This is a genomic window from Parajatrophihabitans canadensis, assembly GCF_053764775.1.
In genome coordinates, this window is record NZ_CM132445.1 from 2,570,182 (window position 1) to 2,596,606 (window position 26,425).

28 protein-coding genes, 1 tRNA gene and 1 riboswitch are annotated in these 26,425 nt (G+C 63.7%); of the genes, 14 read left to right on the forward strand and 15 right to left on the reverse strand.

Annotation, left to right across the window (positions count from 1 at the left end; translation table 11 throughout):
- Positions 1-3: 3 nt before the first annotated feature.
- Positions 4-930, reverse strand: coding sequence for a tRNA (adenine-N1)-methyltransferase (locus ACSMXN_RS12495; RefSeq protein ID WP_022911784.1), 927 nt, complete (start codon positions 928-930; stop codon positions 4-6).
- Entirely contained in the window at positions 927-2,111 is a 1,185-nt protein-coding gene (locus ACSMXN_RS12500) for a site-2 protease family protein (RefSeq protein ID WP_196811136.1), read from the reverse strand. Before ACSMXN_RS12500 ends, ACSMXN_RS12495 begins: the two co-directional genes overlap by 4 nt.
- Before the next feature lie 119 nt (positions 2,112-2,230).
- Between ACSMXN_RS12500 and lepB the strand changes: the two genes are divergently transcribed.
- Both lepB and ACSMXN_RS12510 read left to right on the forward strand, forming a co-directional pair.
- Positions 2,231-2,920 carry a signal peptidase I gene (gene lepB / locus ACSMXN_RS12505; protein ID WP_196811137.1) on the forward strand — a complete coding sequence of 230 codons (690 nt, stop codon included), beginning with the start codon at positions 2,231-2,233 and terminating at the stop codon, positions 2,918-2,920.
- A gap of 116 nt (positions 2,921-3,036) precedes the next feature.
- On the forward strand, positions 3,037-3,972 hold the full coding sequence (locus ACSMXN_RS12510) for a RecB family exonuclease (protein WP_022911787.1): 936 nt from the start codon (positions 3,037-3,039) through the stop codon (positions 3,970-3,972).
- A 33-nt stretch (positions 3,973-4,005) separates the two neighbouring features.
- Here the strand turns inward: ACSMXN_RS12510 and ACSMXN_RS12515 are convergent, their stop codons facing one another.
- Positions 4,006-4,683: an HAD family hydrolase gene (locus ACSMXN_RS12515; protein ID WP_035942955.1), complete on the reverse strand. Its 678-nt coding sequence runs from the start codon at positions 4,681-4,683 to the stop codon at positions 4,006-4,008.
- Positions 4,684-4,826: 143 nt separating this feature from the next.
- Between ACSMXN_RS12515 and ACSMXN_RS12520 the strand changes: the two genes are divergently transcribed.
- Together ACSMXN_RS12520 and ACSMXN_RS12525 are read left to right on the forward strand one after the other, a co-directional pair.
- Entirely contained in the window at positions 4,827-5,693 is an 867-nt protein-coding gene (locus tag ACSMXN_RS12520) for a PAC2 family protein (protein WP_022911789.1), read from the forward strand.
- Between the two features lie 18 nt (positions 5,694-5,711).
- Positions 5,712-6,431: a protein phosphatase 2C domain-containing protein gene (locus ACSMXN_RS12525; protein ID WP_022911790.1), complete on the forward strand. Its 720-nt coding sequence runs from the start codon at positions 5,712-5,714 to the stop codon at positions 6,429-6,431.
- A gap of 10 nt (positions 6,432-6,441) precedes the next feature.
- On the opposite strand, the gene mshC is transcribed toward ACSMXN_RS12525, so the two are convergent.
- From mshC to ACSMXN_RS12555, 6 genes are all read right to left on the reverse strand, one after another.
- The gene (gene mshC / locus ACSMXN_RS12530; protein WP_022911791.1) at positions 6,442-7,683 is read right to left on the reverse strand and encodes a cysteine--1-D-myo-inosityl 2-amino-2-deoxy-alpha-D-glucopyranoside ligase; all 1,242 of its coding nucleotides are present in this window, start codon (positions 7,681-7,683) and stop codon (positions 6,442-6,444) included.
- A gap of 124 nt (positions 7,684-7,807) precedes the next feature.
- Positions 7,808-8,560 (reverse strand): SCO1664 family protein, encoded by a 753-nt coding sequence (locus tag ACSMXN_RS12535; protein ID WP_035942957.1) that lies wholly within the window; start codon positions 8,558-8,560, stop codon positions 7,808-7,810.
- Between the two features lie 50 nt (positions 8,561-8,610).
- The gene (locus tag ACSMXN_RS12540; RefSeq protein WP_027139047.1) at positions 8,611-9,177 is read right to left on the reverse strand and encodes a DUF3090 family protein; all 567 of its coding nucleotides are present in this window, start codon (positions 9,175-9,177) and stop codon (positions 8,611-8,613) included.
- Positions 9,178-9,187: 10 nt separating this feature from the next.
- The gene (locus ACSMXN_RS12545; protein ID WP_022911794.1) at positions 9,188-9,928 is read right to left on the reverse strand and encodes a histidine phosphatase family protein; all 741 of its coding nucleotides are present in this window, start codon (positions 9,926-9,928) and stop codon (positions 9,188-9,190) included.
- Positions 9,929-10,005: 77 nt separating this feature from the next.
- The gene (locus tag ACSMXN_RS12550) at positions 10,006-10,854 is read right to left on the reverse strand and encodes an undecaprenyl-diphosphate phosphatase (protein ID WP_035942959.1); all 849 of its coding nucleotides are present in this window, start codon (positions 10,852-10,854) and stop codon (positions 10,006-10,008) included.
- 64 nt (positions 10,855-10,918) lie between these two features.
- A complete protein-coding gene (locus ACSMXN_RS12555; protein ID WP_027139048.1) occupies positions 10,919-11,971 on the reverse strand; it encodes an LLM class F420-dependent oxidoreductase in 1,053 nt (350 codons plus the stop codon).
- Between the two features lie 91 nt (positions 11,972-12,062).
- Here ACSMXN_RS12555 and ACSMXN_RS12560 point away from each other — a divergent pair, with 91 nt between their 5' ends.
- From ACSMXN_RS12560 to ACSMXN_RS12575, 4 genes are all read left to right on the forward strand, one after another.
- Positions 12,063-13,031, forward strand: a complete 969-nt coding sequence (locus ACSMXN_RS12560; protein WP_027139049.1) for an aldo/keto reductase — start codon at positions 12,063-12,065, stop codon at positions 13,029-13,031.
- Positions 13,032-13,108: 77 nt separating this feature from the next.
- Positions 13,109-14,980, forward strand: coding sequence for an AAA family ATPase (locus ACSMXN_RS12565; RefSeq protein WP_455407584.1), 1,872 nt, complete (start codon positions 13,109-13,111; stop codon positions 14,978-14,980).
- Between the two features lie 67 nt (positions 14,981-15,047).
- A riboswitch (cobalamin riboswitch) is annotated at positions 15,048-15,242 on the forward strand.
- 89 nt (positions 15,243-15,331) lie between these two features.
- Entirely contained in the window at positions 15,332-15,970 is a 639-nt protein-coding gene (gene bluB, locus ACSMXN_RS12570; protein WP_022911799.1) for a 5,6-dimethylbenzimidazole synthase, read from the forward strand.
- 113 nt (positions 15,971-16,083) lie between these two features.
- Entirely contained in the window at positions 16,084-16,314 is a 231-nt protein-coding gene (locus tag ACSMXN_RS12575) for a DUF5703 family protein (protein WP_022911800.1), read from the forward strand.
- Positions 16,315-16,359: 45 nt separating this feature from the next.
- On the opposite strand, the gene ACSMXN_RS12580 is transcribed toward ACSMXN_RS12575, so the two are convergent.
- Complete coding sequence (locus ACSMXN_RS12580) at positions 16,360-17,724, reverse strand: M20/M25/M40 family metallo-hydrolase (RefSeq protein ID WP_022911801.1); 1,365 nt, start codon at positions 17,722-17,724, stop codon at positions 16,360-16,362.
- Between the two features lie 62 nt (positions 17,725-17,786).
- Between ACSMXN_RS12580 and ACSMXN_RS12585 the strand changes: the two genes are divergently transcribed.
- Together ACSMXN_RS12585 and ACSMXN_RS12590 are read left to right on the forward strand one after the other, a co-directional pair.
- Positions 17,787-17,874 (forward strand) — tRNA-Leu (locus ACSMXN_RS12585).
- 61 nt (positions 17,875-17,935) lie between these two features.
- Positions 17,936-18,313, forward strand: coding sequence for a hypothetical protein (locus tag ACSMXN_RS12590; RefSeq protein WP_022911802.1), 378 nt, complete (start codon positions 17,936-17,938; stop codon positions 18,311-18,313).
- A 15-nt stretch (positions 18,314-18,328) separates the two neighbouring features.
- On the opposite strand, the gene ACSMXN_RS12595 is transcribed toward ACSMXN_RS12590, so the two are convergent.
- The gene (locus tag ACSMXN_RS12595) at positions 18,329-18,928 is read right to left on the reverse strand and encodes an NUDIX hydrolase (protein ID WP_051148765.1); all 600 of its coding nucleotides are present in this window, start codon (positions 18,926-18,928) and stop codon (positions 18,329-18,331) included.
- Between the two features lie 180 nt (positions 18,929-19,108).
- Between ACSMXN_RS12595 and ACSMXN_RS12600 the strand changes: the two genes are divergently transcribed.
- Positions 19,109-19,789, forward strand: a complete 681-nt coding sequence (locus ACSMXN_RS12600; protein WP_022911804.1) for a DUF6962 family protein — start codon at positions 19,109-19,111, stop codon at positions 19,787-19,789.
- Positions 19,790-19,841: 52 nt separating this feature from the next.
- On the opposite strand, the gene ACSMXN_RS12605 is transcribed toward ACSMXN_RS12600, so the two are convergent.
- The 4 genes from ACSMXN_RS12605 to ACSMXN_RS12620 form a co-directional block, all read right to left on the reverse strand.
- Positions 19,842-21,002 carry a thiolase family protein gene (locus ACSMXN_RS12605; RefSeq protein WP_022911805.1) on the reverse strand — a complete coding sequence of 387 codons (1,161 nt, stop codon included), beginning with the start codon at positions 21,000-21,002 and terminating at the stop codon, positions 19,842-19,844.
- Positions 21,003-21,218: 216 nt separating this feature from the next.
- On the reverse strand, positions 21,219-21,416 hold the full coding sequence (locus ACSMXN_RS12610) for a hypothetical protein (RefSeq protein ID WP_022911806.1): 198 nt from the start codon (positions 21,414-21,416) through the stop codon (positions 21,219-21,221).
- Positions 21,417-21,491: 75 nt separating this feature from the next.
- Positions 21,492-22,148 (reverse strand): response regulator transcription factor, encoded by a 657-nt coding sequence (locus ACSMXN_RS12615; RefSeq protein WP_022911807.1) that lies wholly within the window; start codon positions 22,146-22,148, stop codon positions 21,492-21,494.
- Positions 22,145-23,287, reverse strand: a complete 1,143-nt coding sequence (locus ACSMXN_RS12620) for a sensor histidine kinase (RefSeq protein ID WP_022911808.1) — start codon at positions 23,285-23,287, stop codon at positions 22,145-22,147. Before ACSMXN_RS12620 ends, ACSMXN_RS12615 begins: the two co-directional genes overlap by 4 nt.
- Positions 23,288-23,417: 130 nt before the next feature.
- Here ACSMXN_RS12620 and ACSMXN_RS12625 point away from each other — a divergent pair, with 130 nt between their 5' ends.
- From ACSMXN_RS12625 to ACSMXN_RS12635, 3 genes are all read left to right on the forward strand, one after another.
- Positions 23,418-24,317: an ATP-binding cassette domain-containing protein gene (locus ACSMXN_RS12625; protein WP_022911809.1), complete on the forward strand. Its 900-nt coding sequence runs from the start codon at positions 23,418-23,420 to the stop codon at positions 24,315-24,317.
- Positions 24,314-25,126, forward strand: coding sequence for an ABC transporter permease subunit (locus ACSMXN_RS12630; RefSeq protein WP_022911810.1), 813 nt, complete (start codon positions 24,314-24,316; stop codon positions 25,124-25,126). Before ACSMXN_RS12625 ends, ACSMXN_RS12630 begins: the two co-directional genes overlap by 4 nt.
- 823 nt (positions 25,127-25,949) lie before the next feature.
- On the forward strand, positions 25,950-26,414 hold the full coding sequence (locus ACSMXN_RS12635) for a hypothetical protein (RefSeq protein ID WP_022911812.1): 465 nt from the start codon (positions 25,950-25,952) through the stop codon (positions 26,412-26,414).
- The last annotated feature ends 11 nt before the right edge of the window (positions 26,415-26,425 follow it).

The following is a 26,425-nucleotide window of genomic DNA, read 5'->3' on the forward strand; positions in this document are numbered from 1 at the left end:
GCATTACGGCAAATTGGGGCGAAATGGTTGCATCGAGGGCTGGTCGAGGTTGCCGTCCTGATGACTTGCGGGTATCGCGGCTAACCCGAACGCCTCTTCGAGCTCTACCGTCTTGGCGGGGCGACGCTGCCGGGTAGGCGCGACAACGCCCGGCGCCAACCGTCGGGCCGTGACCAAGAACGCAGTGTGCCCTTGCATGCGGTGATCTGGGCGCACAGCCAAGCCGACGACGTGCCAGTTGCGCACGATGCATTCCCAGGCGTGCGGTTCGGCGTAGCTGCCGTCATCTCGGATGGCTTCGACCAGTCTGGAGAGTTGGGTTGTCGTCGCTACGTAACCAATCAGGACGCCGCCCGGACGAAGTGCGGCACCCACCGCAGGGAGCACCTCCCATGGCGCGAGCATGTCAAGAATCGCCCGGTCTACCGTTTCGTCGGCAGGATGTGAGTCGACGTCGGCCAGCCGCAAGTCCCAATTCTCTGGCAACTCACCGAAGAAGGTTTCTACGTTGCGCTTCGCGTGATCTAAATGATCTTCTCGGCGCTCATAAGAAATGACCCGGCCAGTTGGGCCTACGGCTCGCAGCAGCGAGCAGGTGAGCGCGCCCGAACCGGCGCCTGCCTCAAGCACGCGCGCGCCCGGGTGGATATCGCCTTGGGCAACGATCTGAGCCGAGTCTTTGGGGTATATGACGGCCGCGCCTCTAGGCATCGACAGCACATAGTCGGTCAGCAAGGGTCGCAGGGCCAGGTAGCCGGTGCCTGATGCCGAGAAAACTACTGATCCCTCGGGCGTACCTATCAGTTCATTGTGCGAAATTGCTCCGCGATGAGTATGAAACTGTTTGTCAGGTTCGAGGGTCACGGTGAACAGCCGGCCCTTGGGGTCGGTCAGCTGCACCCGATCGCCAGGCTGGAAGAGCGGATTCATCTAGTAGGTCCTCCTCGAGGTTGCCGAAGTGCTCGCACCAGGTCATTGGTCGCGAGCACTCCGCGGCTGGTGCCGTCTGATCCGACGACCAGATATTCGCTGGCCGGGTTGTCCCTCAAGACCCCCAGTAGTTGCTGGCCAGTCAGGTTCTCTTGAAGGATCAGGCCGGCTTCGAGCGGCCGCGAGACGTCGGCAAGCGTTGCCCACGGTCGCCGCACGGGATCGAGCTGACTGATTTGAGATTCGCGGACGAGGGCGCGGCTGCGGCCGATCGAGTCCACAACGACGATGCCGGACGATCCCGATTCGGCGACCCGCCGGACTGCCTCGGAAATCGGTGTGCTCGCGTCGAGATACAACGTCGGACGGATCAACGCGGTCAGGCGAATTCCAGCCGCGCGCTGGTTCAGGGATTCAGCTCGAAGAGTCTGCGTTGCGCCGAACCAGAGAAAGGCCGCAACGGCGAATCCCAGGGCTGTCGCGATCAGAGAGGTGAACGACAGAGTCCGACCGTCGTTGACTATTACGTTGAGGATAAGAATTGCTGCGGCCAGTACGACAGCCATCACCCGGCCCGACCAGGCGGCGATTGTGGTACCCCGACTTCGGTTGCCTCCGAACATCCAGAACAGCGCTTGAACGAGCCGCCCTCCGTCAAGTGGCAAGCCAGGAAGCACGTTGAAAACCGCGATGACCAGGTTGCTCCACGCCAGCAGTTCAAGCATCACGCCGACGCTTGAATTGGAACTAGCACCTAGGCCGCCCACCCAGCAGCCGGCCGCCAGCAGGAAGGAGACCAACGGCCCTGCGGCAGCGATGGCGAACTCGTCACGAGGGCGTTGAGCTTCACCTTCGATCTCGGATACGCCACCGAGGAGAAACACGACGATCCGAGCAACGTTGAGCCCGACCGCACGACTCGCGACGGTGTGGCCAAGCTCATGCGCCAGTACAGACAGCGCCAAGGCGACCGCAAAGCCCAAGGACAGCACGTACGAACCCGCGGTACTCAGGCCGGCCACGCGTGACCGAAGGAAGTCCGAATAGCTGATCGTGACGAAGCCCACCACCAGCAACCAACTCGGAGTAACGAAGATCGGAACCCCGAGGATGCTGCCCAATCGCACCAATCGCGCGCTATCGGCACCAGGTTGACCCTGGCTGGGACGTGGGCTACTCACTCCGAACATCGTACGGATCGCAAACCTCACCCAGAACACGCGCAACGTTGAGGCCCACTCAACACGCGCATAGGGACAGTGGAGGCCCAACCCAGGTTGGACCACTAACCTTCTCAACCGTGGTGGAACCCGAGCGACCTTGGCGACAGGCGCCACCCGCCGATCTGCGTACCCAGATCGAAGCTGCGACCAAGGCCCGCCGAAAGGGTCGTCATTCGCGGCCGAAGTCAAAGCACGGGGTCTCCAAGCATTCCACCAGAGGCGCGACCAGCCGGCGATTTCCTTTCCTTCTTCGCTATCTCATCCTCATCGTGAGTACGGCCGTGTTGGTGCTTGTGCTGCGCACGTACGTGATTGCCTCGTTCTACATTCCGTCGGCCTCGATGGAACCAACATTGCACGGCTGTCCGACCTGCGAGCCTGACCGTGTCATGGTCGACAAACTGTCTTACCGAATCGGTTCGGTCGGGCGAAAAAATGTCATCGTCTTCGACAAGCCGCCCCAGCTTCAGGTCGATGACAAGGAGCTGATCAAACGTGTGATCGGCCTGCCAGGTGAAACGGTCAGTGGTCATGACGGGAAGGTGTACATAAACGGTCAACCGCTCGACGAGCCGTACGTCAATCCTTCCTGTCACGGGACGACGGACTTCGCGCCGGTGCATGTGAACGTAGGCCAGTACTTTGTGATGGGCGACAACCGGTGCGATTCGTCGGACTCCCGGGTCTTCGGGACCATTCCGAAGTCGTCCATCGTCGGCCGTGCCTTCGCCGTTGTGTGGCCGCTCAAGCGCATTCACGGCCTTTGACGGCCCCGCGCGCGGATGGCTACGTGGCCACGACTTGTCGGGGCCATGGCTACGTGGCCACGACTTGTCGGGGCGGTTGAGCGAAACTGTCGTGGCTGGCGGCTAGCCTCGAACACATGACAGATTTGGCCACCGCTGCGAACGAGTTCGATCAGCAATTTACTTCGCCTCCGGTCGAAGAATCTGCTCTTCCGATCGCGGTGGTCGGTTCCCTGTCACCGTCCAGGGCGGCGGACTTCAAGACCTGTCCGTTGCTCTACCGATTTCGGAGCATCGATCGGTTGCCTGAAAAGCCCACTCGTGACGCAACTCGTGGCACTGTCGTTCATTCAGTTCTTGAGCACCTTTATGAGCTGCCTACAGCCGAGCGCACCGTCCAAGCGGCCCAATCCTCGGTTGCGCCGCTATGGGAAGAGTTGCGCGGCAGCGATCCCCGACTCGCCGAGCTATTTGCCGAGGAGACTGACGGTGTTGCACTGACAGAATGGTTGAGCTCGGCCCGGCAACTCGTCGCCAACTATTTCGAGCTCGAGGATCCCCAACGCCTTGAACCGGAATCGCGGGAGCAGTTCATCGAGGTGGTGTTGGACGGGTTGCGCTTGCGAGGCTACGTCGACCGCATAGACGTCTCGCCTGCTGGCGACATCCGCGTGGTCGACTACAAGACCGGCTCAATTCCGCGAGAAGCCTTCGAAGCGAAGGCCCTCTTTCAGATGAAGTTCTACGCCCTCGTCTTGTGGCGGACCCGAGGCGTCGTCCCGCGCCAACTACGGCTGATTTATCTTGCAGCGAAAGACACTCTGACTTACCAGCCCGACGCCGAAGAGTTGGCTCGTTTCGAAAAGACCTTGCATGCCATCTGGAAAGCGATCGCCAACGCAAGCTTGACCGGAGACTTCCGGCCGAGTCCTTCCCGTTTGTGCGACTGGTGTTCGCACCAGGCACTGTGCCCTGCCAAGGGCGGCACTCCCCCACCGTTCCCTGCTAATGCGCTGTCTGACTCCTCAACCGACCGCGATGGCCGCTCTGTCCTCGTAGAGCCAGAGCTCTAGCGAACGGCTCGCGGGTGCCGCGAACCTGAGCGGTTAGTGCACTTCGACCTGAGGCGGAGCAAGTCCGGTCAACTGGGCTAGGTCGGCGATCGTGACGCCAGCCAACGAATCCACGATGATGCGCGAGGTCACAGGCTTGATGGGTACCTGATTTGGTACGGCAATCGTCACACAACCCGCAGCTTCCGCCGAACGAATCCCCGCCGGCGAATCTTCGATGGCGATACATCTAGTGGGGTCTGCATTCAGCCGACGGGCTGCGACGAGATAGGCCTCGGGATCAGGTTTGCCACGAGTTACCTCATCGCCCGTGACCAAACTCTGAAAGGTGCCCGGCGGCAATTGTTCATTGACGGCCTCGGCAAGGCTTCGATAAGACATCGTGACCATGGCGCAGGGAACGCCGACATCGTGAAGCTCAGAGAGCAACCCCAGCACTCCCGGTCGCCAAGCGGTGTATTGGCGAGTGTCTGCGATCACTTCAGCGAGCAACCGCTCAACAATGTCGTCAAGGGGTAGTTCGACACCGCCGTGCTTGCGAATGTAGGCGGCCGAAACCAGGAGCGGATTGCCTACCAGTGCATGTGCATGCTCGTCATTCCACTCGCCGCCGAAGGCCCCCACGAGCCGATATTCTGCTGCGATCCAGTACGGCTCGGTGTCAACGAGCGTCCCATCCATATCCCAGAGAACGGCTTGGAGCGAAGACACGTCGCTCAGCACGTTCCAGCCGACAGCGAATCGCTTAGCCTCGGGACGGAACAAAATGGCACGGGTCCAATCTACCGGCGCCAAACAGCGCGTAATCACCCATGTGGCGTACGGGTCAGGTGGGTCGGCCGTAGGCTGGACGAATGACTGAACCCGCGGAGTGGCCGGTCCTGCAGAACCCCGTCCTCGTGGCGGCGTTTGAGGGCTGGAACGACGCCGGGGACGCGGCAACCGGAGCTATCGAGCATCTCGAGCTCACCTGGGATGCCACGCCCCTGGCAGCTCTGGACCCCGACGACTACTACGACTTCCAGGTCAATCGGCCGACCGTAAGCCTCGTGGACGGCGTGTCCCGGCGCATCAGCTGGCCAACCACAAGACTTTCGGTGTGCCGTCCGGCCGGGGCAAGCTTCGACCTCGTCCTGGTCCGCGGCATAGAGCCCAACATGCGGTGGCGCAGCTTCTGCGACGAACTGCTCGAGATGGTCACCGAGCTAGGCGTGCGGACCGTCGTGACTCTGGGCGCGTTGCTGTCCGACGCGCCCCACACGCGACCGACTCCGGTGACCGGGACTTCCTATGACTCCGAGAGTGCCGCCCGCTACGGGTTGGAAGGTTCCCGATACGAAGGACCCACCGGCATCGTGGGCGTCTTACAGGACGCCTGCGTCGGCGTCGGGATCCCCGCGATTTCCTTCTGGGCTGCCGTGCCGCACTATGTCGCTCAACCGCCGAACCCGAAAGCCACCATCGCGCTGTTACATCGCGTCGAGGAGGTTCTCGATATCCCGGTTCCCATGGGTGAGCTCCCGACCCAAGCTGACGAGTGGCAAAAACTCGTCGACGAGATGGCTGAAGAAGACGAAGACGTCCAGGAATACATCCGCAATCTTGAAGAGCGCGACGACGCCGGCGAGATGCGCGAAGCGTCTGGCGAGGCCATCGCCAAGGAATTCGAACGGTATCTACGTCGACGAGACCGGGGTAACGGCCCGCCCGGTTCCATGTAGAAGGCTTCGGACCAACGAATGCTTGCTTTGAAATGGGGCTCTGCGACTGATGTCGGTCGCCTCCGCGACCGCAACGAGGACAACTTATGGGTGTCGCCCTCGCTGCTCGTGGTGGCCGACGGGATGGGCGGGCACGCGGCAGGCGAGGTAGCCAGCGAACTAGCAGTATCCGAGCTCGCAGCGCTGTCAGACCTCGATTCCCTACATGCGGAGGACATCACGGCAGCCATCTGGCGGGCCAACGATCGCATTCTGCGCGCCGGGCAAGAGCGAGGCGACCGGTACGGCCTGGGAACGACACTGACCGGCTTGGCTGTCGTCTCCGCAGATGGCGCCGATCAATGGGCCGTTTTCAACGTCGGCGATTCGCGGGTCTACAGGTTCCTCAACGGGGTATTGAACCAGCTGACGATGGATCATTCAGAGGTCCAGGAATTGGTGAACGCCGGCGAGATCCGGAGCGAAGATGCCCGCGTGCACCCGCGCCGAAATGTCGTCACGCGCTCGCTCGGTTCCGATCCTGCACCGGTCGTCGACATCTGGCTTTTCCCGCCAACCACCGGGGACCGCTTCCTGATTTGCTCTGACGGGCTAACCACCGAATTGGGCGACTCAGAGATATCGCAAATTCTCTCGGACAACGATGATCCGCAAGCTGCTGCAGACGAACTGATCAGACTCGCCAACGCTGCCGGCGGCCGGGACAACATAACCGCAATCGTTGTCGATCTGGTCTGAGCAGCGACCGCTAGAGCTTGATTCCCAGCAGCGCGTCCAGCGCGTCGCGAACCAGTACGGGTGACTGCGCATCGCCTGTCGACGGGCTGCCACCTGTCGCCTCATCCGCCCACCGGTCGATGACGCTGATTGCGCCCTCGGTGTCGAGGTCGTCGGCGAGTCTCTCTCGCACTTTCTCGATGACCGCCATGGCGTCCGGCGCTGTCGCCGAGGCGATCGCGTTGCGCCAATTGTCCAAACGCCGTTCCGCTGCCGGTAGACGTCCGCCGGTCCATTCGCGGTCCGCCCGGTAGTGACCGTCCAATAGCGCCAGCCGAATCGCCATCGGGTCAACCCGAGCGCCAAGGAGCTTGGACACGAACACCAGGTTGCCGCGGGACTTGCTCATCTTCTCGCCGTCCAAGCCGATCATTCCGGTGTGGACGTAATGGCGGGCGAAGGGCCATTGGCCGGTTAGCGCCTCGGCGTGTGCAGCGGAATGTTCATGGTGGGGAAAGCGAAGGTCCGAACCGCCACCTTGAACGTCGAAGCCCATTCCCAGCCGATTCCCCGCGATGGCCGAACACTCGATATGCCACCCGGGCCGTCCCTGACCGACGGCAGAATCCCAGAACGGCTCACCTTCTCGTCGACCGCGCCACAGCAGGGCATCCAGCGGATCACGCTTGCCCGGCCGCTCCGGATCACCGCCACGCTCGGCGAACAATTGGAGCATCTCTTCCCGCGAGTACCGGGATTCGTAGCCGAAGTGACCGCTGTCAGATATATGCGAGTAGATGTCGTCGCCAACCCGATAAGCGTGTGAATCAGCCAGTAACTTGGCCACTGCATCGGAGATCTCGTCGATGGCTTCGACTACGCCGACGTAGTCCCGCGGGGGCAACACCCGAAGTGCCGTCATGTCTTGCCGGTAGAGGTCTGTCTCCCGCTCGGCCAGCGCTACCCAGTCCGACCCGGTCTGTTGTGCACGCTCGAGCAACGGATCATCGACGTCGGTGATGTTCTGCACGAAGTGGACGTCGTGGCCCGCGTCCAACCACACACGTTGCACGAGGTCGAACGCCAGGTAAGTCGCAGCATGGCCGAGATGGGTCGCATCGTAGGGAGTGATGCCACAAACGTAGATCTTCGCGGTCGGCCCGGGCGCTGTTGGTCGAACCTCGTCAGTCGCCGTGTCATACAGACTCAATGCGCGGTCGCCGGCGGCTCTGCCTGGCAGGGAAGGTACGTCGGGAGCGTTCCAAGACTGCATTCGCCAACGGTAGCGGGCGGCTGCGAGTCAGCCATCTCGTGGGTGGGTGGCGTCTGACTGTTCTCGCCGATGCACCAACCAAAGACGTCTGCGAGGCCAGCGGCTTCGCGAGTTCGAGTCGCGTCTAGTAGGGCGGATACGGCACCGCGGGCCAGTCAGTTGGCGGCAGCGGAAAAAGCGCGCTTTGAATCAGAAATCGAACTCGACGGCGGGTGGCCCGAACCTCGGCTGTCGTCAGCAAATCAGACAGCCGATCACCGAGGTCGCCGTCCAGCCTGCGTGACAACTCGCTCAGGACGGCAAGATCAGCGTCTTCAATCCGGACCCCAGCCCATTGCCACAGCACGGTGCGCAGCTTGTTCTCGGTGCCGAAGCTGACACCGTGGTCGATGCCATAGACGTGCAGCTGTCCGGCAGACGTTTTGATCGGGAGGAGGTGCGACACCTTGCGATCGGAGTTGTTGACGACAGCGTCCAGCAGTGCCATCCGCCGCAGTTGCTCAACCTTCCCGGAATTGATTGCGGCGATGAGGTCGTAATCGTCGTCGTCCTCGATCCACAGCTGGACCATGCCCGCCCCCATGGGACCTTCCCTGAGCACGGTAGGAGGAACCGGGTCCCATCCAGTAGCTGCGCCGACCAAGTACGTGGCGTACTCCCGCTCGGCAAGCGTGCCGTCGGGGTAATCCCACAACGGCCGCTCCCCCGCCACCGGTTTGTAGACGCATGCTGCGGCGAACCCGTCGAGTTCGATCCGGCAGTACAGCGTCGCATTCGACGCGGTTGTAACACGACCTTCGATTGTCAATTCGCCTTTGTCGAGCAAGACCAATGCGTCTTCGGCAGGCATGACACGCGCGGCCGTGAGCTCGCCCATGTCGTCTGGCTCATCCTCGTCAGCGCGGTCACACTCGTCCATCTGGGTGCTCAGATGTCAATCTGGGTTTGTCGACGGTAACCGTTGTGGCGCGGACAGACGTGGCCGTTGGCGTCCAGCGGCTGATTGCACAAAGGGCAGGGTGGTCGTCCAGCAGCCACCACTCGGCGCGCCCGCTCGATGAACTCGAATGCCGCACGATGCTGGAGTCGCACCCGGAGCGCGTCCGGACCGTCCTCGGTGTCTTCGAGCAGGGTTGCCTCCGCCGCCTCCGTTGACTCGGCCTCCGCTTGGGCTTCGATGACGATCAGTCCCGCTTCAGTGTCGTAGGCCAACCCCATCGCGGCTACCCGGAACTCCTCATCGACCGGATTCTCGAGCGGGTCGGTGTCTGGAGTTACTGCCTCGGGCAGCTCGACACCTGATTGAGCCGCAATCTCAGCGAGCAATTGCTCCATCCGCTCAGTCAGCACGGTCACCTGCGCCTTCTCCAGAGCGACGCTGACGGTACGCGAGCCATCGGATGCCTGTAGGAAGAACACTCTCTCGCCCGGCTGGCCGACAGTGCCGACGACGAAGCGTCTCGGCTGATCGAAGAAGAACAACTGACGGCTCATTGCACCAAGCCTAAACGTTGCCGGCGCCGGCGCCACCGCCGACGGTCGCATCGCCGGACGAAGCGCTTTTCCGACCGCGGGCACCCTTGCCAGGCTTGGCCGGCTTTGGCGGGGCAAGGCGGCCGAGATCGCCTCCGGTGTCATTTTGGGTCAGTACAAACGGGCGGCCGTCCGTATAACGAATTGCCGAGACCGAGCACGGGTCGACGACGATGCGCTGGAAGAGGTCGAGGTGCATTCCCAGTGCATCCGCCAGGATGGCCTTGATTACGTCCCCATGGCTGCAGGCGAGCCAGACCACGTCCGTTCCGAACCGGTCGCTGAATTGACGATCCAACGAACGGATCCCTTGAACGGCCCGTGAAGCCATCGCGGCCATCGCCTCGCCGCCTGGGAAGGTCGCAGCTGACGGCTGGGTCTGGACGACCGGCCACAGCGGATCCTTGGCGAGCGAGGAGATCTGTCTGCCCGTCCAGTCGCCGTAGTCGCATTCGAGCAGACGTCGATCCGATTTCGTGATGGGTGTGTGACCGACAGCCTTCTGTGCCTTGACGGCAAGTTTCGCAGTCTCGGCGCAGCGCTCCAGCGGGCTGGTCACCACCGCTGACAGGTTCAGCGCTGCAAGCCGGTCGGCGACTGAATGCGCCTGTTTCTCGCCTCGTTCGTCGAGATGAACGCCCGGGAGTCGACCAGCCAGTACAGGGCCTGTCATCGCGGTAAGTCCGTGACGCAGCAGAAGGACGGTTGCCATGAAAGTTGCCTACTTTGCTGGGTTGCTTGCTTTGCTGGGTTGCTTGCCTAGCTGGGTTGCTTGCCTAGCTGGGTTGCTTAGGTCGCTGACACTGCGCCACTGGCGAGCAGCCCGATGAGCAGCAGCCCGAGAACAATGCGGTAGCCGATGAAGATAAACGTCGAGTGCTTGGACACATACTTGATCAGCCACGCAATCGAGGCGAGCCCGACGGCAAACGAGATCACCGTTGCGACCACGGTAACGCCCATCCCCGGAGCCTCCGGGCCGCCGATCTTTCGCGCCTCGAATAGACCGGACAGGACGACTGCGGGCACGGATAACAGAAATGAGAACCGAGCTGCGGTGACCCGGTCCAGACCTCGAAACAGGCCGGCCGTGATTGTGGCCCCAGATCGGGAAACACCGGGGATCAAGGCCAAAGACTGCGCCGCACCAACCACAACGGCGTCTTTGGTGTTGATCTCCTCTTCATCGCGGGTCCGACTGCCGACCTTCTCGGCGAGGGCAAGAATCAGAGCCGCCACGATCAGCGCGACCGATATGACCCACAGATTTCGCGCGCCGGTCTCGATCTGGTCGGAGAAGATCAATCCGAATACACCAACCGGGACTGTCGCCAGGATGAGATACCACCCCATCCGATACTCGAGGGTGGTGCGCTCGTGTTTGCCACCCTTGCCGAGGAAGCTCAACACACCTCTGAGCCAGGCGACCGCGATCTGCACGAGCTCGCGCCAGAAGTACAGAACGACAGCGGCCATGGTGCCGAGCTGGATGACAGCCGTGAACGCGGTGAAGCCAGCTTGGCTGATATCCGGGTTCAACCAGGCCTGAACGATACGTAGATGGCCACTCGAGGAGATCGGCAAGAACTCAGTCAGACCCTGTACGACGCCGTATACGACGGCCTGCAGCGGACCGATTGTGCTCACTTAGCGGCTCCGCGTTCGTGGGGTTTGCCTACCACGGGAACGCTTGAGAGGTTGGTCACGCTGCGAACCCCGACTCTCGCAGCGCCTCAGCGGCAATGCGCAGTCCGGAAAGTCGATCCTCGAGGTTTGGGGCCAGCGGCATGACGCTAAGACTAGTGACCCCCGATTCAGCCAACGCGGCGAGGCGATCTGCGATCCGGGCCTTGGGCCCGATGAGCGAGGTCCGATCGATGAAATCGAACGGCACGGCGGCCGCGGCGCCTGCATAGTCTCGCGACATGTACCGCGCCTGGATCTCGCCAGCGGCGTCGCCGAACCCCATCCGACTCGCCAGCTGGTGGTAGAAGTTGACCTCGCGGCTGCCCATCCCGCCCACATACAGCGCAGCGTAGGAACGCACCGGGAGGGCTGCTGCGTCGAGGTCCTCGCCGATGACCAACGGCAGGCTGGCGACGACATCAAACCCTTGCATGGACTTACCGGCCCTTTGACGCCCCGCCTCGATATGAGATAGCTGGTCTGCGGCGAAGTCGGCTGAGTAGAAGACGGACAACCAACCGTCGGCGACCTCACCGGTGAGCTCCAGGTTTTTCGGGCCGACGGCTGCTAGGTACACCGGAACGTGGTCCTGCGTCGGGCGAATCGTCAGTTGTAATGCCTTGCCAGGCCCGTCGGAGAGCGGAAGCTGATAATGCGAGCCGTCGTAGCGGACCCTGCGGCCTGACAGTGCGAGCTTGACGATGTCGAGATACTCCCGCGTCCGACCCAGCGGATGGTCGAACCGAACACCGTGCCACCCCTCGGAGACCTGCGGGCCCGAAACACCCAGGCCCAGGCGGAAGCGTCCGCCGGACAGCGCATCAAGTGTCGCAGCAGTCATTGCGGTCAGGACCGGGCTGCGGCCCGGAATCTGCATGATCGCGCTGCCCAGGCCGATGTTTTGAGTTTGAGCACCTACCCAGGCGAGCACGGTCACGGAGTCCGAGCCGTACGCCTCGGCGGCCCAAACGCAGTCGTATCCGAGTTGATCGGCTTCCTTGGCGAGCAGGACGTTGTCGAGGTTTCCGGCGCCGCCGCTCCAATAGCCCATGTTCAATCCAAGCTTCACGCCAGTCACACTAGCGACCGGTGGGCAACTTGTCGGCCGACTTGGGTGTGCGTCCCCGCGACGGACCTGAGGGTGCACTAGGTTCTTGCGTGTGGAAACGCGCGCCTTGGGACGAAGTGGCTTGAAAATCTCGGGGCTCGGGCTAGGCACCATGACCTGGGGCAACGGAACCGATGCCGATGAGGCAGCCGCGATCCTTGTTGCCTTCCACGATGCCGGCGGCACGTTCGTGGACACCTCAGTGTCTTACGGTTCGGGTAAGTCAGAGCGCATTCTCGGCGAGTTGATCGCCGATGTCGTACCGCGCAGCGATCTCGTCATCGCGTCGAAGGCCGGCATTACCCGCACCGGCGATGAAGTCCACATTGATGCCTCGCGCGGCGCCCTGCTGCGACGTCTGGATGAATCACTGACCAATCTCGGTGTCGACTACCTCGATCTCTGGCAGGTTCACACTGTCGACCCCACGGTTCCCGCCGAGGAGACGATGTCCGCCTTGGATGCAGCCGTGTCTTCGGGCAAGGCACGCTATGCGGGGGTTTCCAACTACTCGGGCTGGCGCACCGCACAGGCGGCCACCTGGCAACGGGCAGTGCCAGGACGGGCGCCAGTAATTTCGAACCAGGTCCGTTACTCCTTGCTCGATCGTGGGATCGAGCGGGAGGTAGTGCCGGCCTGTACAGATTTGGGTATCGGCATTCTGCCCTTCTCACCGCTCGGCGGCGGCGTGCTGACCGGAAAATACCGCGACGGCGTGCCCGCGGATTCTCGGGGCGCGGCGCAGGGTCGCAATCTGGCCAGCTATTCCGAGCCGCGGGCGGTCGGAATTGTCGAAGCCGTAGCTATCGCCGCAGACGGGCTCGCAACCTCGCCGATTACGGTGGCGCTTTCATGGTTGCGTGGGCGGCCCGCAGTTACCGCCCCGATCGTCGGCGCGCGGACGCTGGGTCAACTCACCGCGGCGCTCCAATCCCTGTCGGTCGAGCTCCCGCTCGAGATTCGCCTCGCACTCGATGATGTATCGGCACCCGTCGTCGGCTATCCCGAGGACCTCCGCTGACCGAGCCGGGCCGTACGGACGAACGGGTCTTCGCAGCTTTCTGTGCAGCCGGATTGTGGCAAGGCCTGGGCTCGACGTTGGCAGCCGCGCTCGCCGATGCGGACATCCGGACACCCGACGATGTGACTGCCGAGGCTCTGTCGACGCTGCCCAGAGTCGGTAAGTTGCGAGCCGGCCGACTTTTCTCCGCCTTCATCGCTGCCCAGCCGGCCTATGACCTCGTCGCCTTGCTGCTCGCCGCGGGGCTACCCGCGAGATTGGCTGGAAGGCTGGTGGAAACCTTTGGCCCAGGGGCGGAGCGGTTGCTCAAGGATGACCCCTGGCGCTTGCTCCAGCTCACCGGAGTAGAGGTCGCCGACGCCGACGCCCTCGGGCGCGCAGCGATTCCCGGTGTACTGCAAGGCGATCCCCGACGCTCACGCGCGCTCGTCGGCTGGTCGCTCAGCCAGGCCGCTCGCGAGGGCCACACCGTCAGCACGGTAGAGCAAGTCACGGTGGATCTAGAACTTCACCGAGTTGCCGATCCGGCTAAAGCCATCGCCGATGCGTGCGCCGGTGAGGTCGTCGAGGCCCTAGATTCGGTGGTCGATTCTCAACTGGCTCTCAAACGGTATGCCGAGGCCGAACGCGCGATTGCCGAGGCGATTCATCGACTTACTGATACCGCCGCACTTATCGGAAAGGCGCGTGCCGGCAAGCGGCGAAAGTCTGAGGTCATTGATCCTGATGCGCTCGACTCGGTCCAGCGCTCTGCCGTCGACAACGCCCTTGACCACGGTGTCAGCGTGTTGACCGGTGGCCCGGGAACGGGAAAGAGCCGCACTGTGGCGACGGTCGTCCGTGAAGCGGAACGGATCGGAAAATCGGTGGCTCTGGCGGCGCCGACCGGACGCGCGGCCAAGCGCCTGGCCGAGCTCTGCGATGCGGAGGCCACAACGATTCACCGTCTGCTCGGCGTTCAGCCGCGTGCGACAACGGGTACGGACGGCACCAGCGCTATCGTCGATTTCTCAGCCGGCTTTTCGCGCGGACCTGACTGGCCGCTCGATCAGGATCTTGTCGTCGTTGATGAGGCCTCGATGCTAGATGTGGAACTCGCCGCCGCGCTGCTGCGTGCGTGCGCGGACGGTACCCACCTGATGATCGTCGGCGATGCTGCCCAGTTACCGTCAATCGGGCCTGGCCAGGTGCTCGCTGACCTGATTGCCTCGGCCGTCGTCCCTGTCGTTGAACTTACGACGCTTTACCGGCAGGACGCGGGCGGCGCGATCGCGCGCCTGGCCACCGCAGTCCGTGAAGGTGATCTGCCAGCCGTAGATTCGCCAGATCGGGAGGTGGTCATCGTCCCAGCGCGTGGCTCTGCCGAATGCGCGCACCGCGTCGTACAGCTCATGACGGACTCGATCCCCCGGGCGCTCGGTATCAAAACCGAGCAGATACAGGTCGTGACGCCGGTACACAAAGGTCCCGCCGGCACGATCGCCCTCAACGCGGCCCTCAAGGCGAAACTGAATCCACCCGTGTCTAAACAGCTGTTCGGTCGATTCGATGTGGGAGATCGGGTGGTCGCCACCGCCAACCACCTCGAGGTGACGCCGACAGGGTTTGCGAATGGCGAGGTCGGAGTGGTGACCAAGGTCGCCGACAAGGTCGTGACGATAGATTTCGGATCCGGGCCGGCCGAGGTTACCGGCAAGGTGCTCGCCGACATCAGTCACGGTTGGGCCATCACTGTCCATCGCGCACAGGGCTCGGAATTCGGTGCGGTGATCGTGGTGCTGCCGCCCGAAGGTGGCCGGATGTTGTCCCGTCCGTTGGTGTACACGGCACTGACGCGGGCGCAGCGGCATCTGTCAATCGTCCATGGCGCGGGGCCAGCGGTGGCCCGCGCTGTCCACGACATCGGATCAAAGCCGCGACGAACCGCCTTACGCGATTTCCTCGGCTGAACCGGCCTTCGCTACGGCGAGGATGATGGCCGCAGCTTTGTGATCGCAGCTCGAAGGCTAGGGTGCCATTTGGCAATACCTGCGAGGTGCCCCGTCCGGGGAGAATCGGAAAGCCGGTGCGACTCCGGCACAGGGCCCGCTGCGGTAACCGGCTAGTCAGAGATCACGCGCTTTGCGCAGTCACTGGGCTCAACGGCCTGGGAAGGCGATCTCGCGACAGCGATCCGGAAGTCCGAAGACCGGCCTCGCTCAGAATGCCGCCTCGGCGGCCGGATGCGGGAGCCTGCCATGACATCGACGCCACAACGGACTGACAACACAACACAAGCGCGAGCTGCGCTGCGCCCACTTATGGACGTCTATGACGCGATCGAGCGCCGGCGCGACGTACGAGCCGAGTTCACGGGTGCGCCACTCGATCCTGACAGCCTGCGGCGCGTCTTGGGGGCAGCGCACTCAGCGCCGAGCGTGGGCCTGACTCAGCCGTGGGATTTCGTCATCGTCCGTAGCCAGGAATTGCGACGGGCCTTCAAGGCGCATGTATCAGAGGAGAAGCGCGTTTTCGAGCAGTCGTTGACAACGGTGCAGCAGCGAACCTTCAGCCGAATCAAGATAGAAGGGATCATGGACTCGAGCGTTGGCATCGTCGTCACGTACGACTCTGAACGGGGTGGTCCGGCGATCTTGGGACGGCACGCAATTGCCGATGCGGGCTTGTATTCCACCTGTTTGGCGATTCAGAACCTGTGGCTGGCAGCGACGGCAGAAGGACTCGGTCTCGGCTGGGTCTCCTTTTACCGGGAGGAATTTCTGCAGCGCCTGTTGAAGATTCCGACGCAAATACGCCCGGTGGCATGGCTGTGTGTGGGTCCCGTGTCTGAGCTCGCCACCATTCCCGATCTGGAACGGCACGGCTGGCGTGCTCGTCGACCGCTTGCCGATGCGATCCACAACGACTGCTATGGCATCCGATCTGATGGAACGATCTGAGGCACGGCCACCGCGCGCATCGGCGCGGTCCGATCCCCGCATATTTTGGCAAAGTGGGCTCAGATCCGCTCCCGGGTGCTGATTTCGATGACATCTAGAGGCACAATTGCGGGATGCCGACAGAGAACAGGGCGGACTCTGATCCAGACTGGGAGTACGCACCGCTGCGCATCCCCTCCGATGTCACGAGGGTGAACGCGGCGGTGCGGCTGGCGTTACACGCCGAATATGGCGGCTGGGAACTCGCTCGAGTCCGCAAATACGAGGACGGCTCCCGTCAGATCCTGCTCAGACGTAAACGCCGCTTGGCTGATGCCCTGCCGATGCCGGGTCTGATCGCCTAACCCGGGTTCAGCTGGCGCTGGCCTGCCAACCGCTACGAACGTGGCTCAGCACGCTTTCAGGAACCGATCGAGAACGCGCACGCCAAACTGCAGCGCATCCACGGGCACGCGCTCGTCGATGCCGTGGAACAGTGACGAAAAGTCAAGATCGGCAGGCAAGAGCAACGGCGAAAAGCCGAAGTTTCGGATACCGAGTTGCGAAAACGACTTGGCGTCCGTGCCGCCCGACATCAGGTAAGGCACCGCGATCGCGGACGGGTCCTCGGCCTTCAACGCCGCCGCCATGGCATCGACGATCTCGCCGTCGAACTCGGTCTCGACTGCTATGTCCTTGGTGACGAACTCCCTGGATATCGAGGTGCCAGGCGTGGCGGCCGAGGCGATGATCGCATCAATCGTCTCGAACAACTCCGGTTCATGGCCAGGCAGGAAACGCGCATCAATTGTCGCCTCCGCCGAAGACGGAATGACGTTGGCCTTGTATCCCGCGGACAACATCGTCGGGTTCGCCGTATTGCGGAGGGATGCACCAATCATCCGCGCCATACCGCCGAGTTGCGGCAAAGCCGAACCTGGATCGTCGGGATCGATCGGCAACCCGGTCACGGTGGCGATTCGACTCAAAAACTCGCGAACAGTCGGAGTCAGGTGGACGGGAAACTCGTGCTCCCCGATTCGAGTGACCGCGCGCGCGAGAGCCGTTACGGCATTATCACCGTGCACCATGGAGCCGTGCCCCGGTCGCCCCTCTGCGCGCAACTTGAGCCACCCGATGCCCTTTTCAGCGGTTTGGATCAGATATAGACGCAGGTCGCCCCCAACTGTCACCGAGAACCCGCCGACCTCGCTAATCGCTTCGGTGCAGTCGGCGAAGTAGTCAGGATGATTGTCGACCAGCCAGTGCGCACCTTTGAGGCCGCCGGCTTCTTCGTCCGATACGAAGGCGAGGACGATGTCGCGGTCCGGTTGGATGCCTCGCCGCGACCAATCCCTGACCACGGCAAGCGTCATCGCGTCCATATTCTTCATATCCACGGCGCCCCGGCCCCAGACATAGTTGTCCTTCACCTCGCCTGCGAACGGGTCAACCGACCATTCCGATTTCTCGGCCGGAACGACGTCGAGATGGCCGTGGATCAACAGCGGCTTACGATTCGGGTCCGTCCCCTTGATCCGCGCGATGGTTGATGCACGGCCGGGCTCGGATTCAAGGATGACCGATTCGATGCCGACCTCGTCGAGCCGAGCGGCCACCCATTCTGCCGCTGGTCGTTCAGGGTGCGTCGGATTCGAGGTGTTGATCCGGATGAGATCTGAGAGCAGAGATACGACCTCGGCCCCCGCAGCGCTTTCAGCCGTCGTGGCGGTGCTTGATCCGGGACTGAGGCGCGGTTCTGCGGCGGAAGTCATGAGTCCTTCCTACCAGTGTTCCAAGCGCCAGAATCCGTCGGCTAGACTTCTGCTTCGCACTCGTCCGGGTGGCGGAATGGCAGACGCGCTAGCTTGAGGTGCTAGTGCCCTTTATCGGGCGTGGGGGTTCAAGTCCCCCCTCGGACACCACATTCGGTGTATTTTTCCTGAATTTTTGCTTAAGTGAGGACCCACGCTAGTAGGGGTCTAAATGGGCACCGAACGTTCATTCGAGTTTGCGAGAAAGGCAGCCAATCCTTGGACCGTGCTGCGGCAAGAGCAGGCCGGCCTGGACACCTGCGCTGCATCTCCCGCAGCAAGGCAGGCTCATGCTGCTTCGCCAGTCCAGGGCTTCGAGGGTGCTGGGGCTGAGGCATTTATACGGCATCAGGGCGAACTCATCGCTGTTTTTCGCAGCTTCGCTGATCGCTGGGATTGGCACCGTCTCGATACTTCGAAGCTCTCTCAAGATGAAGTTCTCGTCGCCACCTTGGGCTGGCTCAAGTCGGCGAGCGATCGATACCTACAAGACCGCCTTCTAGCGGCGAATCAAGACGGGCTCAAGCGAGCCGGACGTAGCGCGGAGTGAGCATAGGAGTCACGATCAGGAGGGACCTGATCGATACCTGCTAACGATTGATGCAAGGGCATCGAGTGCACGCAGCAGGTGCGGCTCGAAACGGGCAGAATCTGCGGCGAGCAACTCCGCCCGGCTCCACCAACGCACGCCGAAGAACTCCCGATCGTCGGATTTTATTGGCAGCTCGGGAGACCCGGAAAGTGCGAACCACAGGCTGACGTCAGTGTGTCGTTCTTCTGGCTGACCGACTGTGTCGGTCATCGTGAGAAAGAACGGCCGAGGCCCGTAGCCGACTTCGAACTGCGCCTCGATCCCAAGTTCCTCCATCGCCTCGCGTCGCACTGTGTCGACGGGATCTTCTCCTCGTTCCACATGTCCACCCGTCGGCAGCCATAGGCCCGACAACCGGTGATCGCACAGCAACACCCTCCCGGACTGGCGGTCGACGACGAGGAAATAGGCCACGAGGTGAGGCGACGGTAGGTGCGGCTTCACTCGGCGGTAGATGTCGCCTGTCTGGTTCAGCCACCGCAACGCTTGAGCCTTGTGTTCCCTAGCAAGATCGTCAAGCGTCTGAATCGAGGCGATCAATTCATAGACGGGATGGTTGGATACCGCGGTCATGGTCGTAATTCTGTCATCCGAGCGCATAGTCAACACGTTGTTCAGCACACCTGGTCGGAACGATCGCCGGCACGGGCGCTCCTCGGCAACCGTCGCTGAGCATGCACCTGGTCAGTTGCGCTCCCATGGCCGCCAAGGCGCAGCAGAGCGGCCGAGTTTCGAGCGCGTAGCGTGGACGGCATGCTTGCGCAGCCGGCGCAATCGCTGACCGATTTATTGCTCGGTCTGGTCACGGTGCTGTCCGGCTGGCGGTTGTCGCGGGGGCCAGCCCGCTGTCGGCACTGGGTCCCCGCGTTCTACTGGTTCGGCTTCGCCGCGTTGCTGGGCGCCCTGCACCACGGCGTGATCGTCCGCTGGCCTCGGATCGCCGACGTCAGTTGGGGCGTCATCAGCATCATCGTCGTGGTCGGGGTTTCGTACGTGCTGGCTGCGACCGTAGCCGAAACACTTGGCCCTGGGCGGGCGTGGGCGTTTTGGCTACTGCGTTCGGTGGGTTTCGTCGCCTACGTAAGTATGGTCGCGACGGGGCACGCGGGTATCCGCGCGATTCTGTGGTGCGAGAGCCTGACCATGCTCAGCGTGCTGGTGCTGTGGGCTTGGGCGGCCTACCAGCGCAATCCCATGGCGCCGATGGCACTGCTCGCAATTGCCGCGAGCATGGCAGCGGCCGGCACGAAGGCCCTCAATCGGCACGACCTGCGCCCACTGCATCTCGACCCCACCTCGGCGTACCACCTCGCCCAGATCGTAGGGACGGTATTGCTGTACGCCGCAGTGCAACATTCGCTTCGGACCGGCAGTCAGCCAAACATTGAACGTGATCGGGGTCGGCTGATGGAGACGCAACCAATGCGACCGTGAGGTCGGTGCCTCTTGCAGGGCGGGTTTCGCTAGACCCCCGCTGACCGGGCGATCAGACCTCGATCAGGACGGCGCCGCCCTGGCCTGCGGCGGCGCACATTGACGCAACGCCCAGGCCTCCACCCCGGCGCTGAAGCTCATAGACCAGCGTGTTGATCATCCGGGCGCCAGATGCGGAGATCGGGTGGCCGATACTGCATCCACTGCCGTAGACGTTCACCAGTTCGTCGTTGATGCCCAGGTCCTTGCAGACCGCGATCGGGACCGACGCGAAGGCCTCGTTGATCTCCCAGAGGGCGATGTCGTCCACCGAGTAGCCCGAGCGCTTGAGGAGAAGTTTGGTGGCTTCGAGGGCACCGAAGCCAGTGCGGCCGGGGTGCACGGCAGCCGAGCACCAAGCCTTGACTTTGGCCATTGGTACTAGGCCTTCGGCTGCGGCGAGCTCGGCACTGGTCATTGCGACAGCCGCGGCAGCATCATTGACGCCACTCGAGTTGCCAGCGGTGATCTGGTAGTTCTCGATCTCCGGATGCAACACCTTCAGGCTGGCAAGCTTTTCCATCGAGGTGTCGCGACGTGGATGTTCGTCGACGGCGAACTCGACGATCGACCCGTCCCAAGCCGGCACCTTGATCGCGAAGATCTCGTCAACGAACTTACCGGCGTCGATCGCGGCCATGGCCCGCTGGTGTGAGCGGTAGGCCCAAGCGTCCATCTCCTCGCGACTGATACCGGCCTCGACCGCAGTGCTGTGTCCGACCGTGATCGCGACGTCCTGAGTGGGCGCCTCATCGGAAAGTGAGTGCAGCATCATCTGAGCCGGAGCCCACTCATCGACAGTGCCCAGCACCCGCTTGGTGACACGCGGATTCGTTGAGGCGCTGTACACACCGCCTGCAACGATCGCCGAGTCCATGCCGGCCTTGATGCTGCCCGCGCCATTGCCGATCGCGGTCAGACTGCCGGCGCACGCGCGGCCTACCGATTGCCCGGGAACGTTCATCAGGCCGTTCTCGATTGCCGCCCAACGCGCGCTGCTGCCGGAATCGGCAAAGATGACGTCGTTGATCAACTGAGGATCCAGCCCCGAGCGACGCACCGTCTCGGCCAAAACCCAAGTGGCGAGGTCTTCGACGCTAGTGTTCGCCAGCGCTCCTTTACGCGACGTGGCGACCGCGGTACGGGCTGCGGCAACGATGACGGGGTCAGTCATTGTGCACCTCTTTCCATCAGTTGTGGGGCTGAACAGTTCGGTACAGTTCAGTACAGTTCGGCAATCCGGGTCCGGCCTGCTCGGACTGAGCTGCTGTGCCATCAGGCGCCAGTGGGTGACAACGGCGTGGACTTGCTTCGCACGTTACGTTCGTGATCATCCAAAAGCCAGACCCCGTGACAGTGAAGCCGGTCATGCTGGCTGACTGGGCTGCGATCAGGACGGGCGGTTATATGCGCTGCGGCGCCCAGCCGCGAACCAGACGATGAGTGCGATGACCGTGCACAACAGCGAGAAGACGGTCCAACCGACCTTGCCGCCGGCGCCCACGGAAACCGGGCGTTGACTGGCGAATATCGGGATGGACAACGGCACCCAGCTCACCGCACACGCGATGCGCGGCTGGCGGCGCATCTCCTTGACGAGACCGCGCTCATCGAATCCTGCTTGCTTGGCGGAACGGCTTCTCCGAGTCCTTGGACGGCGGCTTCAGTCCCCCACCCGGCCGGTGTCGTAGGCCCACATGGCGATCTCGACCCTGTTGCGGGCGCCGATCTTGGTCAGCAGGCTCGCGACGTGGGTCTTGGCGGTCGTCAGGCCGATGAAGAGGTCGGCGGCGATCTCGGCGTTCGTGCGGCCGCGGGCGACCAGCGCCAGCACCTCCTCCTCGCGGTCGGTGAGCGGATCGATCGGTTGGGTACGTCGTTTCGACGGTTCCCTGGCGGCCAGGGTGGACAGCAGCCGCCGGGTGATGTTCGGCGCGATCAGGGCATCGCCGACGGCGGCGGCATGCACGGCCTGGACGAGCAGCTCCGGCCCGGCGTCCTTGAGCAGAAAGCCTCGGGCGCCGGCCCGAAGCGCGCCGTGGACGTACTCGTCGAGGTCGAAGGTCGTGATCACCACCACCGCCATCGGGTCCGGGACGCCCCGCCCTGCGAGGAGCTCGGTCACCTCGATGCCGTCGAGCCCGGGCATCCGGATGTCGACCAGGCACACGTCGGGGTGGAGCCTACGCGCCAGCTCGACCGCGGCGTGGCCGTCGGCGGCCTGACCGACGACCTCGATGTCGGGCTGGGCGTCAAGGATCATGGACAGGCCGGTGCGCACCAGGTCCTGGTCGTCGGCCACCAGCACTCGCACCGTCATCGGCGTACCACCGTCGGCAGCTCAGCGTCGACCGCCCATCCGCCCTCGGGCGCCGGCCCGGCGCGCAACGTGCCGCCTAGCAGCTGCACGCGCTCGGTCATCCCCAGCAGCCCGAAGCCGTGGCTCGCCGACCGCGCCGGGTCGATCCGACCGTCGTCGGTCACGCGTAGCCGCAGCCTTCCTCCACCCTCGACGACCCGGATCTCCACACGCGAGGCGTTGCGGGCGTGCCGCAGGGCGTTGGTCAGCGCCTCTTGCGCCAGCCGGTAGACCGCCGCGTCGACCTGGAGCGGAAGTTCGTCCAGGTCATCCGGCAGCTCCACGTCGACGACCGGGACCGAGTCGCGGCGGGCGAGGGACAGCAGGTCGGCAACGCCGGGCTGGGGGGCGTACTCCGCTGGCGCTCCGTCGCGCAGTACCTGGACCATCGCCCGCATCTCCGCGAGCGTCCGCGATGCTTCCCCTTCGATGGCTGCCAGCGCCTCGAGCCCGGCCTCGGGTCGCTGCCTGGCCATCGCCCGGCCCGCCTGCGCCTGCACAGCGATCGCCGAGACGTGGTGGGCGACTATGTCGTGCAGCTCGCGCGCGAGGGCGACCCGCTCCTGGCTGCGGATCTGGTCCAACGCCCGGCGCTGGCTCTCGGCGCGGTAGCGGAACGCCGCTCCGTCCGCCGCCGCAGCCACCAGAACGCCGAACCCACCGAAGAGCTCGGCCGGCCCGGAGTAGTCGGTCGCAATGCTGACCACCGCAGCGATCAGCACCACCGCCAGCCCGATCACGATCTCGCGCCCTGAGCCCCAGCGAACCAGCGCGTAGGCGAGCACCAGGATGTAGATCATCGTGTTGAGGCCCACACCCGGGATCCCGGCCAGCTGACTCGCCAGTCCCAACGCCATGCCAGTGCCGAAGCCCACCACGACGCAGACCAACGGGTGGGTACGCCGCCACAGCAGCACCGGCGCAAGCCCGACCGCCACGATCGTCACGAACGGCCGCCAGGCGACGTCGTCCCGGAGGACTCCCTCGAGCAGCGCCGTCACCATCAACGCCCCGACCAGCACCCAGTCGCGCGTCACCCGTTCGGGAACGGCGGCTGCTCGGGGCTCGGCCCACAGCGAGCGCAGGGCGTTGGTGATCACACACCCAGCCTAGGGACCGCCGAGGCGCCGGGGACCGACCGAAAGAACGAGACCCGCTCCTCCCTACGGCCGAGGAGGGTCCGGCCTCGACGCCGATGTGCGCACGCTGCGACGCGGCGAGGGTTCTCACATGATCACTGTTGAGTCACTGACCCGGAGGTACGCCGGCTTCACCGCCGTCGACAACGTCTCCTTCACCGCCCAGTCCGGTCGCGTCACAGGCTTCCTCGGCCCGAACGGCGCCGGCAAGTCCACCACGATGCGCGTGATGGTCGGCCTGACCGCCCCGACGTCCGGCACCGCGACCATCAACGGAGAACGGTTCGCCGACCTCCCCAACCCCGGCCTCGAGGTGGGCGTCCTTCTCGACGCCTCCGCCCAGCACGCCGGCCGCACCGGACGCGAGATCCTCACGATCGCCGCCGACACCATCGGCCTGCCCCGCCGCCGCGTTGACGAGATGCTCGAGCTGGTGAGTCTGACACCCACCGAGGCCAAGCGCCGGGTGCGCAACTACTCCCTCGGGATGCGCCAGCGGCTCGGTGTCGCCACCGCACTCCTCGGAGATCCCAAGGTGCTGATCCTCGACGAGCCGGCCAACGGGCTCGACCCTGGCGGGATCCGGTGGATGCGCGATCTGCTGACGGGCTTCGCCAGTCAGGGCGGCACGGTGCTGCTGTCCTCGCACCTGCTCCACGAGGTCGAGGTCATCGCCGATGACCTGGTCGTGATCGGCAACGGGAAGATCGTCGCGTCCGGCAGCAAGGAAGAGCTGCTGGCGGCAGCGGGGACGCTGGTCCGGTCGACGTCACCGCGCGACCTCGCTGACGCGCTCGAGCGGGCCGGGATCCCTTGCACGCTCGCCGGGGACGGCTCGGTCCGCACCGATGCCGACCCCACTCGGGTGGGGGCCGTGGCCCTGACCGCCGGCATCGCCCTCACCGAGCTTCGGTCCGCCGAGGGCGCCGGGCTCGAAGACATGTTTCTGTCGCTCACTGCCGACACCCAACGCGAAGGAGTTGCGGCATGACCGCCACGATCATCCCTCCCGACACCATCGAGGCCGAGCCGGCCCGACGGACCGCCCAACCCATCCCGGCCACCCGACTCGTCAAGGTCGAGCTGCGCAAGATGTTCAACACCCGCTCGGGATTCTGGATGCTCATCAGCATCGGCGCCCTGTCGCCCATCTCGGCCGGGTCGCTCCTCGTCCTCGGCCTCAACAGCGACGTCACCTACCAGAACTTCGTGAGGGCGAGCGGGTTCCCGATGTCAGTGATCTTGCCGATCATCGCGATCCTGGCCGTCACGGGTGAGTGGAGCCAGCGAAGTGGGCTAACCACGTTCACGCTGGTGCCGAGCCGCGAACGCGTGATCGGCGCCAAGGCGATCGCGACCCTCCTGGTGGGCCTCGGCGCCGTCTCCGTCGCCTTTGCGGTTGGCGCCCTCGGCAACGCGGCCGGGTCAGCACTCGCAGGCGTCGACACCGCGTGGGACATTTCGTTGTCCATGGCACTCCAGATGGTGCTCTACAACCTGGTGGGCATGGCCTTCGGCTTCGCACTCGGTGTCGTGCTGCGCAACTCCGCGGCCGCGATCGTGGGCTACTTCGTCGCTTCACTAGTCATGCCCGGCATTCTCGCGCTCCTGGCTCAGGTGCGTTCGTGGTTCGAGGACCTGCAGCCGTGGATCGACTGGCACTACACGCAGGTGGCGCTCCTCGATGGCGCCACGAACACTGTCAAGGAGTGGGCGATGCTCGGCTCGACCACGATGATCTGGATCGTCCTTCCCCTCGTCGTCGGGCTGCTCTCCCTGCGCCGCTCCGAGGTCAAGTAGTCACACACACACGGCGCTATCCGGAACTCATCTGTGCGTTCCGGATACCGCCGTTGCGTGGTGGATCGGCTCAGCGCCGCGGTCATGACGTCGCCTGGCGACGAGAAAAGCGGCAGGCGACGCGATGTCAAGTTCAGTCACCGTAAGAGGAACGACCTACGGGACACCGCCGAATGATCAGCGGTCTCGGCACTCGACGAATCCACTCCGGCATCGTCGATTCGCAGAAACCCGGCCCGCGATAAGGCCCGGTGAAGGTGCGACAACTGCAACGCCGAGAGGACCAGATTCGCGCGGTTGCTACAGGGACCCCTCGGGTGCCGATCCTCGAATTCCTGACCGACCCGAATCGTCGGAACCCTCGACTGGTGTCGGCGGCGACAACTGATCAGTTTTCAGTTGCCGTTGACAACTGGAACGGGTCGTGGACCGACGAGCGCGGCCGCGACGAACTGCCCCACCTCGCCAGGCTCGGCTCAAGACGTCGCGGTCAGTCCTGACGAACTACAGCGGCTGCGCGCCCGCCTCCCCGGAGTCGATGTCGGGTGAACTGGCTGGCTCCCGGCGATCGCTCAACGAGAAGCTGCCGTCGCCCTGATGCAGCGCACGCGCTGGTCGCGACCGAGCGATCCCGCCGAATCGTCCGCAGAAACCGCAGCTTTGATCTGAACAAATCAACCGGGATCAGTTCAGCTCATTCCTGCGCGACCCCGACGTTGCTTGACTCCCTACGCAACCTTCAACTGAACACGACACACCGCGTGTATCTGGTCACACGCGGCACGGACGAGCACAATCAGAGTGCATTCCCGAGGAGGCGCATATGGATCCAACCGGAGTCTCATCCCTCCCAGACCTCGATGCAGTCCGGCGACGCCGCATCACGCTTCGGGCCGCGACGGAACATCTGAAGCAATCCTTGGCGATTGCCGCCGCAGAGCCAACAAGCAATTCAGCTGCGGACACCAGGCAATCGGCTCAGGAACTACAGGATTGCCTTCGCGCGCATGTGGAGGCCACCGAAGGCTTGCAGGGGTTTCACAACGACATATTGGTCGCTGCGCCACGATTGGCGCACGGCGTCGAGACGCTGGTCAGAGAGCACGCCCAGATGGCCATCATGGCCTCGGACGTCGTTTCCAGCTGTGACAAAGGATCCGCGGTCGAGAACGTCGACTCGACACACGTGCTCGGGACACAACTTGTCGCCGCCATTGATCGGCATCTGCAACACGGCTCAGATCTGATCTATGAAGCATTCGAGGCTGAACTCGGCGGCGAAGACTGACCGATGCTCCA

What these genes read in the sequence shown, in the direction of transcription:
- ACSMXN_RS12625 (WP_022911809.1), top strand. Translation starts at nt 23,418, where the DNA reads ATGATCACTGTTGAGTCACTGACCCGGAGGTACGCCGGCTTCACCGCC.
- ACSMXN_RS12630 (WP_022911810.1), top strand. Translation starts at nt 24,314, where the DNA reads ATGACCGCCACGATCATCCCTCCCGACACCATCGAGGCCGAGCCGGCC.
- ACSMXN_RS12545 (WP_022911794.1), bottom strand. Translation starts at nt 9,928, where the DNA reads ATGGCAACCGTCCTTCTGCTGCGTCACGGACTTACCGCGATGACAGGC.
- ACSMXN_RS12535 (WP_035942957.1), bottom strand. Translation starts at nt 8,560, where the DNA reads ATGGGCGAGCTCACGGCCGCGCGTGTCATGCCTGCCGAAGACGCATTG.
- ACSMXN_RS12615 (WP_022911807.1), bottom strand. Translation starts at nt 22,148, where the DNA reads ATGACGGTGCGAGTGCTGGTGGCCGACGACCAGGACCTGGTGCGCACC.
- ACSMXN_RS12525 (WP_022911790.1), top strand. Translation starts at nt 5,712, where the DNA reads ATGCTTGCTTTGAAATGGGGCTCTGCGACTGATGTCGGTCGCCTCCGC.
- ACSMXN_RS12600 (WP_022911804.1), top strand. Translation starts at nt 19,109, where the DNA reads ATGCTTGCGCAGCCGGCGCAATCGCTGACCGATTTATTGCTCGGTCTG.
- ACSMXN_RS12520 (WP_022911789.1), top strand. Translation starts at nt 4,827, where the DNA reads ATGACTGAACCCGCGGAGTGGCCGGTCCTGCAGAACCCCGTCCTCGTG.
- ACSMXN_RS12635 (WP_022911812.1), top strand. Translation starts at nt 25,950, where the DNA reads ATGGATCCAACCGGAGTCTCATCCCTCCCAGACCTCGATGCAGTCCGG.
- ACSMXN_RS12610 (WP_022911806.1), bottom strand. Translation starts at nt 21,416, where the DNA reads ATGCGCCGCCAGCCGCGCATCGCGTGTGCGGTGAGCTGGGTGCCGTTG.
- bluB (WP_022911799.1), top strand. Translation starts at nt 15,332, where the DNA reads ATGGACGTCTATGACGCGATCGAGCGCCGGCGCGACGTACGAGCCGAG.
- ACSMXN_RS12510 (WP_022911787.1), top strand. Translation starts at nt 3,037, where the DNA reads ATGACAGATTTGGCCACCGCTGCGAACGAGTTCGATCAGCAATTTACT.
- mshC (WP_022911791.1), bottom strand. Translation starts at nt 7,683, where the DNA reads ATGCAGTCTTGGAACGCTCCCGACGTACCTTCCCTGCCAGGCAGAGCC.
- ACSMXN_RS12575 (WP_022911800.1), top strand. Translation starts at nt 16,084, where the DNA reads ATGCCGACAGAGAACAGGGCGGACTCTGATCCAGACTGGGAGTACGCA.
- ACSMXN_RS12595 (WP_051148765.1), bottom strand. Translation starts at nt 18,928, where the DNA reads ATGACCGCGGTATCCAACCATCCCGTCTATGAATTGATCGCCTCGATT.
- ACSMXN_RS12540 (WP_027139047.1), bottom strand. Translation starts at nt 9,177, where the DNA reads ATGAGCCGTCAGTTGTTCTTCTTCGATCAGCCGAGACGCTTCGTCGTC.
- ACSMXN_RS12605 (WP_022911805.1), bottom strand. Translation starts at nt 21,002, where the DNA reads ATGACTGACCCCGTCATCGTTGCCGCAGCCCGTACCGCGGTCGCCACG.
- ACSMXN_RS12590 (WP_022911802.1), top strand. Translation starts at nt 17,936, where the DNA reads ATGGGCACCGAACGTTCATTCGAGTTTGCGAGAAAGGCAGCCAATCCT.
- ACSMXN_RS12495 (WP_022911784.1), bottom strand. Translation starts at nt 930, where the DNA reads ATGAATCCGCTCTTCCAGCCTGGCGATCGGGTGCAGCTGACCGACCCC.
- ACSMXN_RS12580 (WP_022911801.1), bottom strand. Translation starts at nt 17,724, where the DNA reads ATGACTTCCGCCGCAGAACCGCGCCTCAGTCCCGGATCAAGCACCGCC.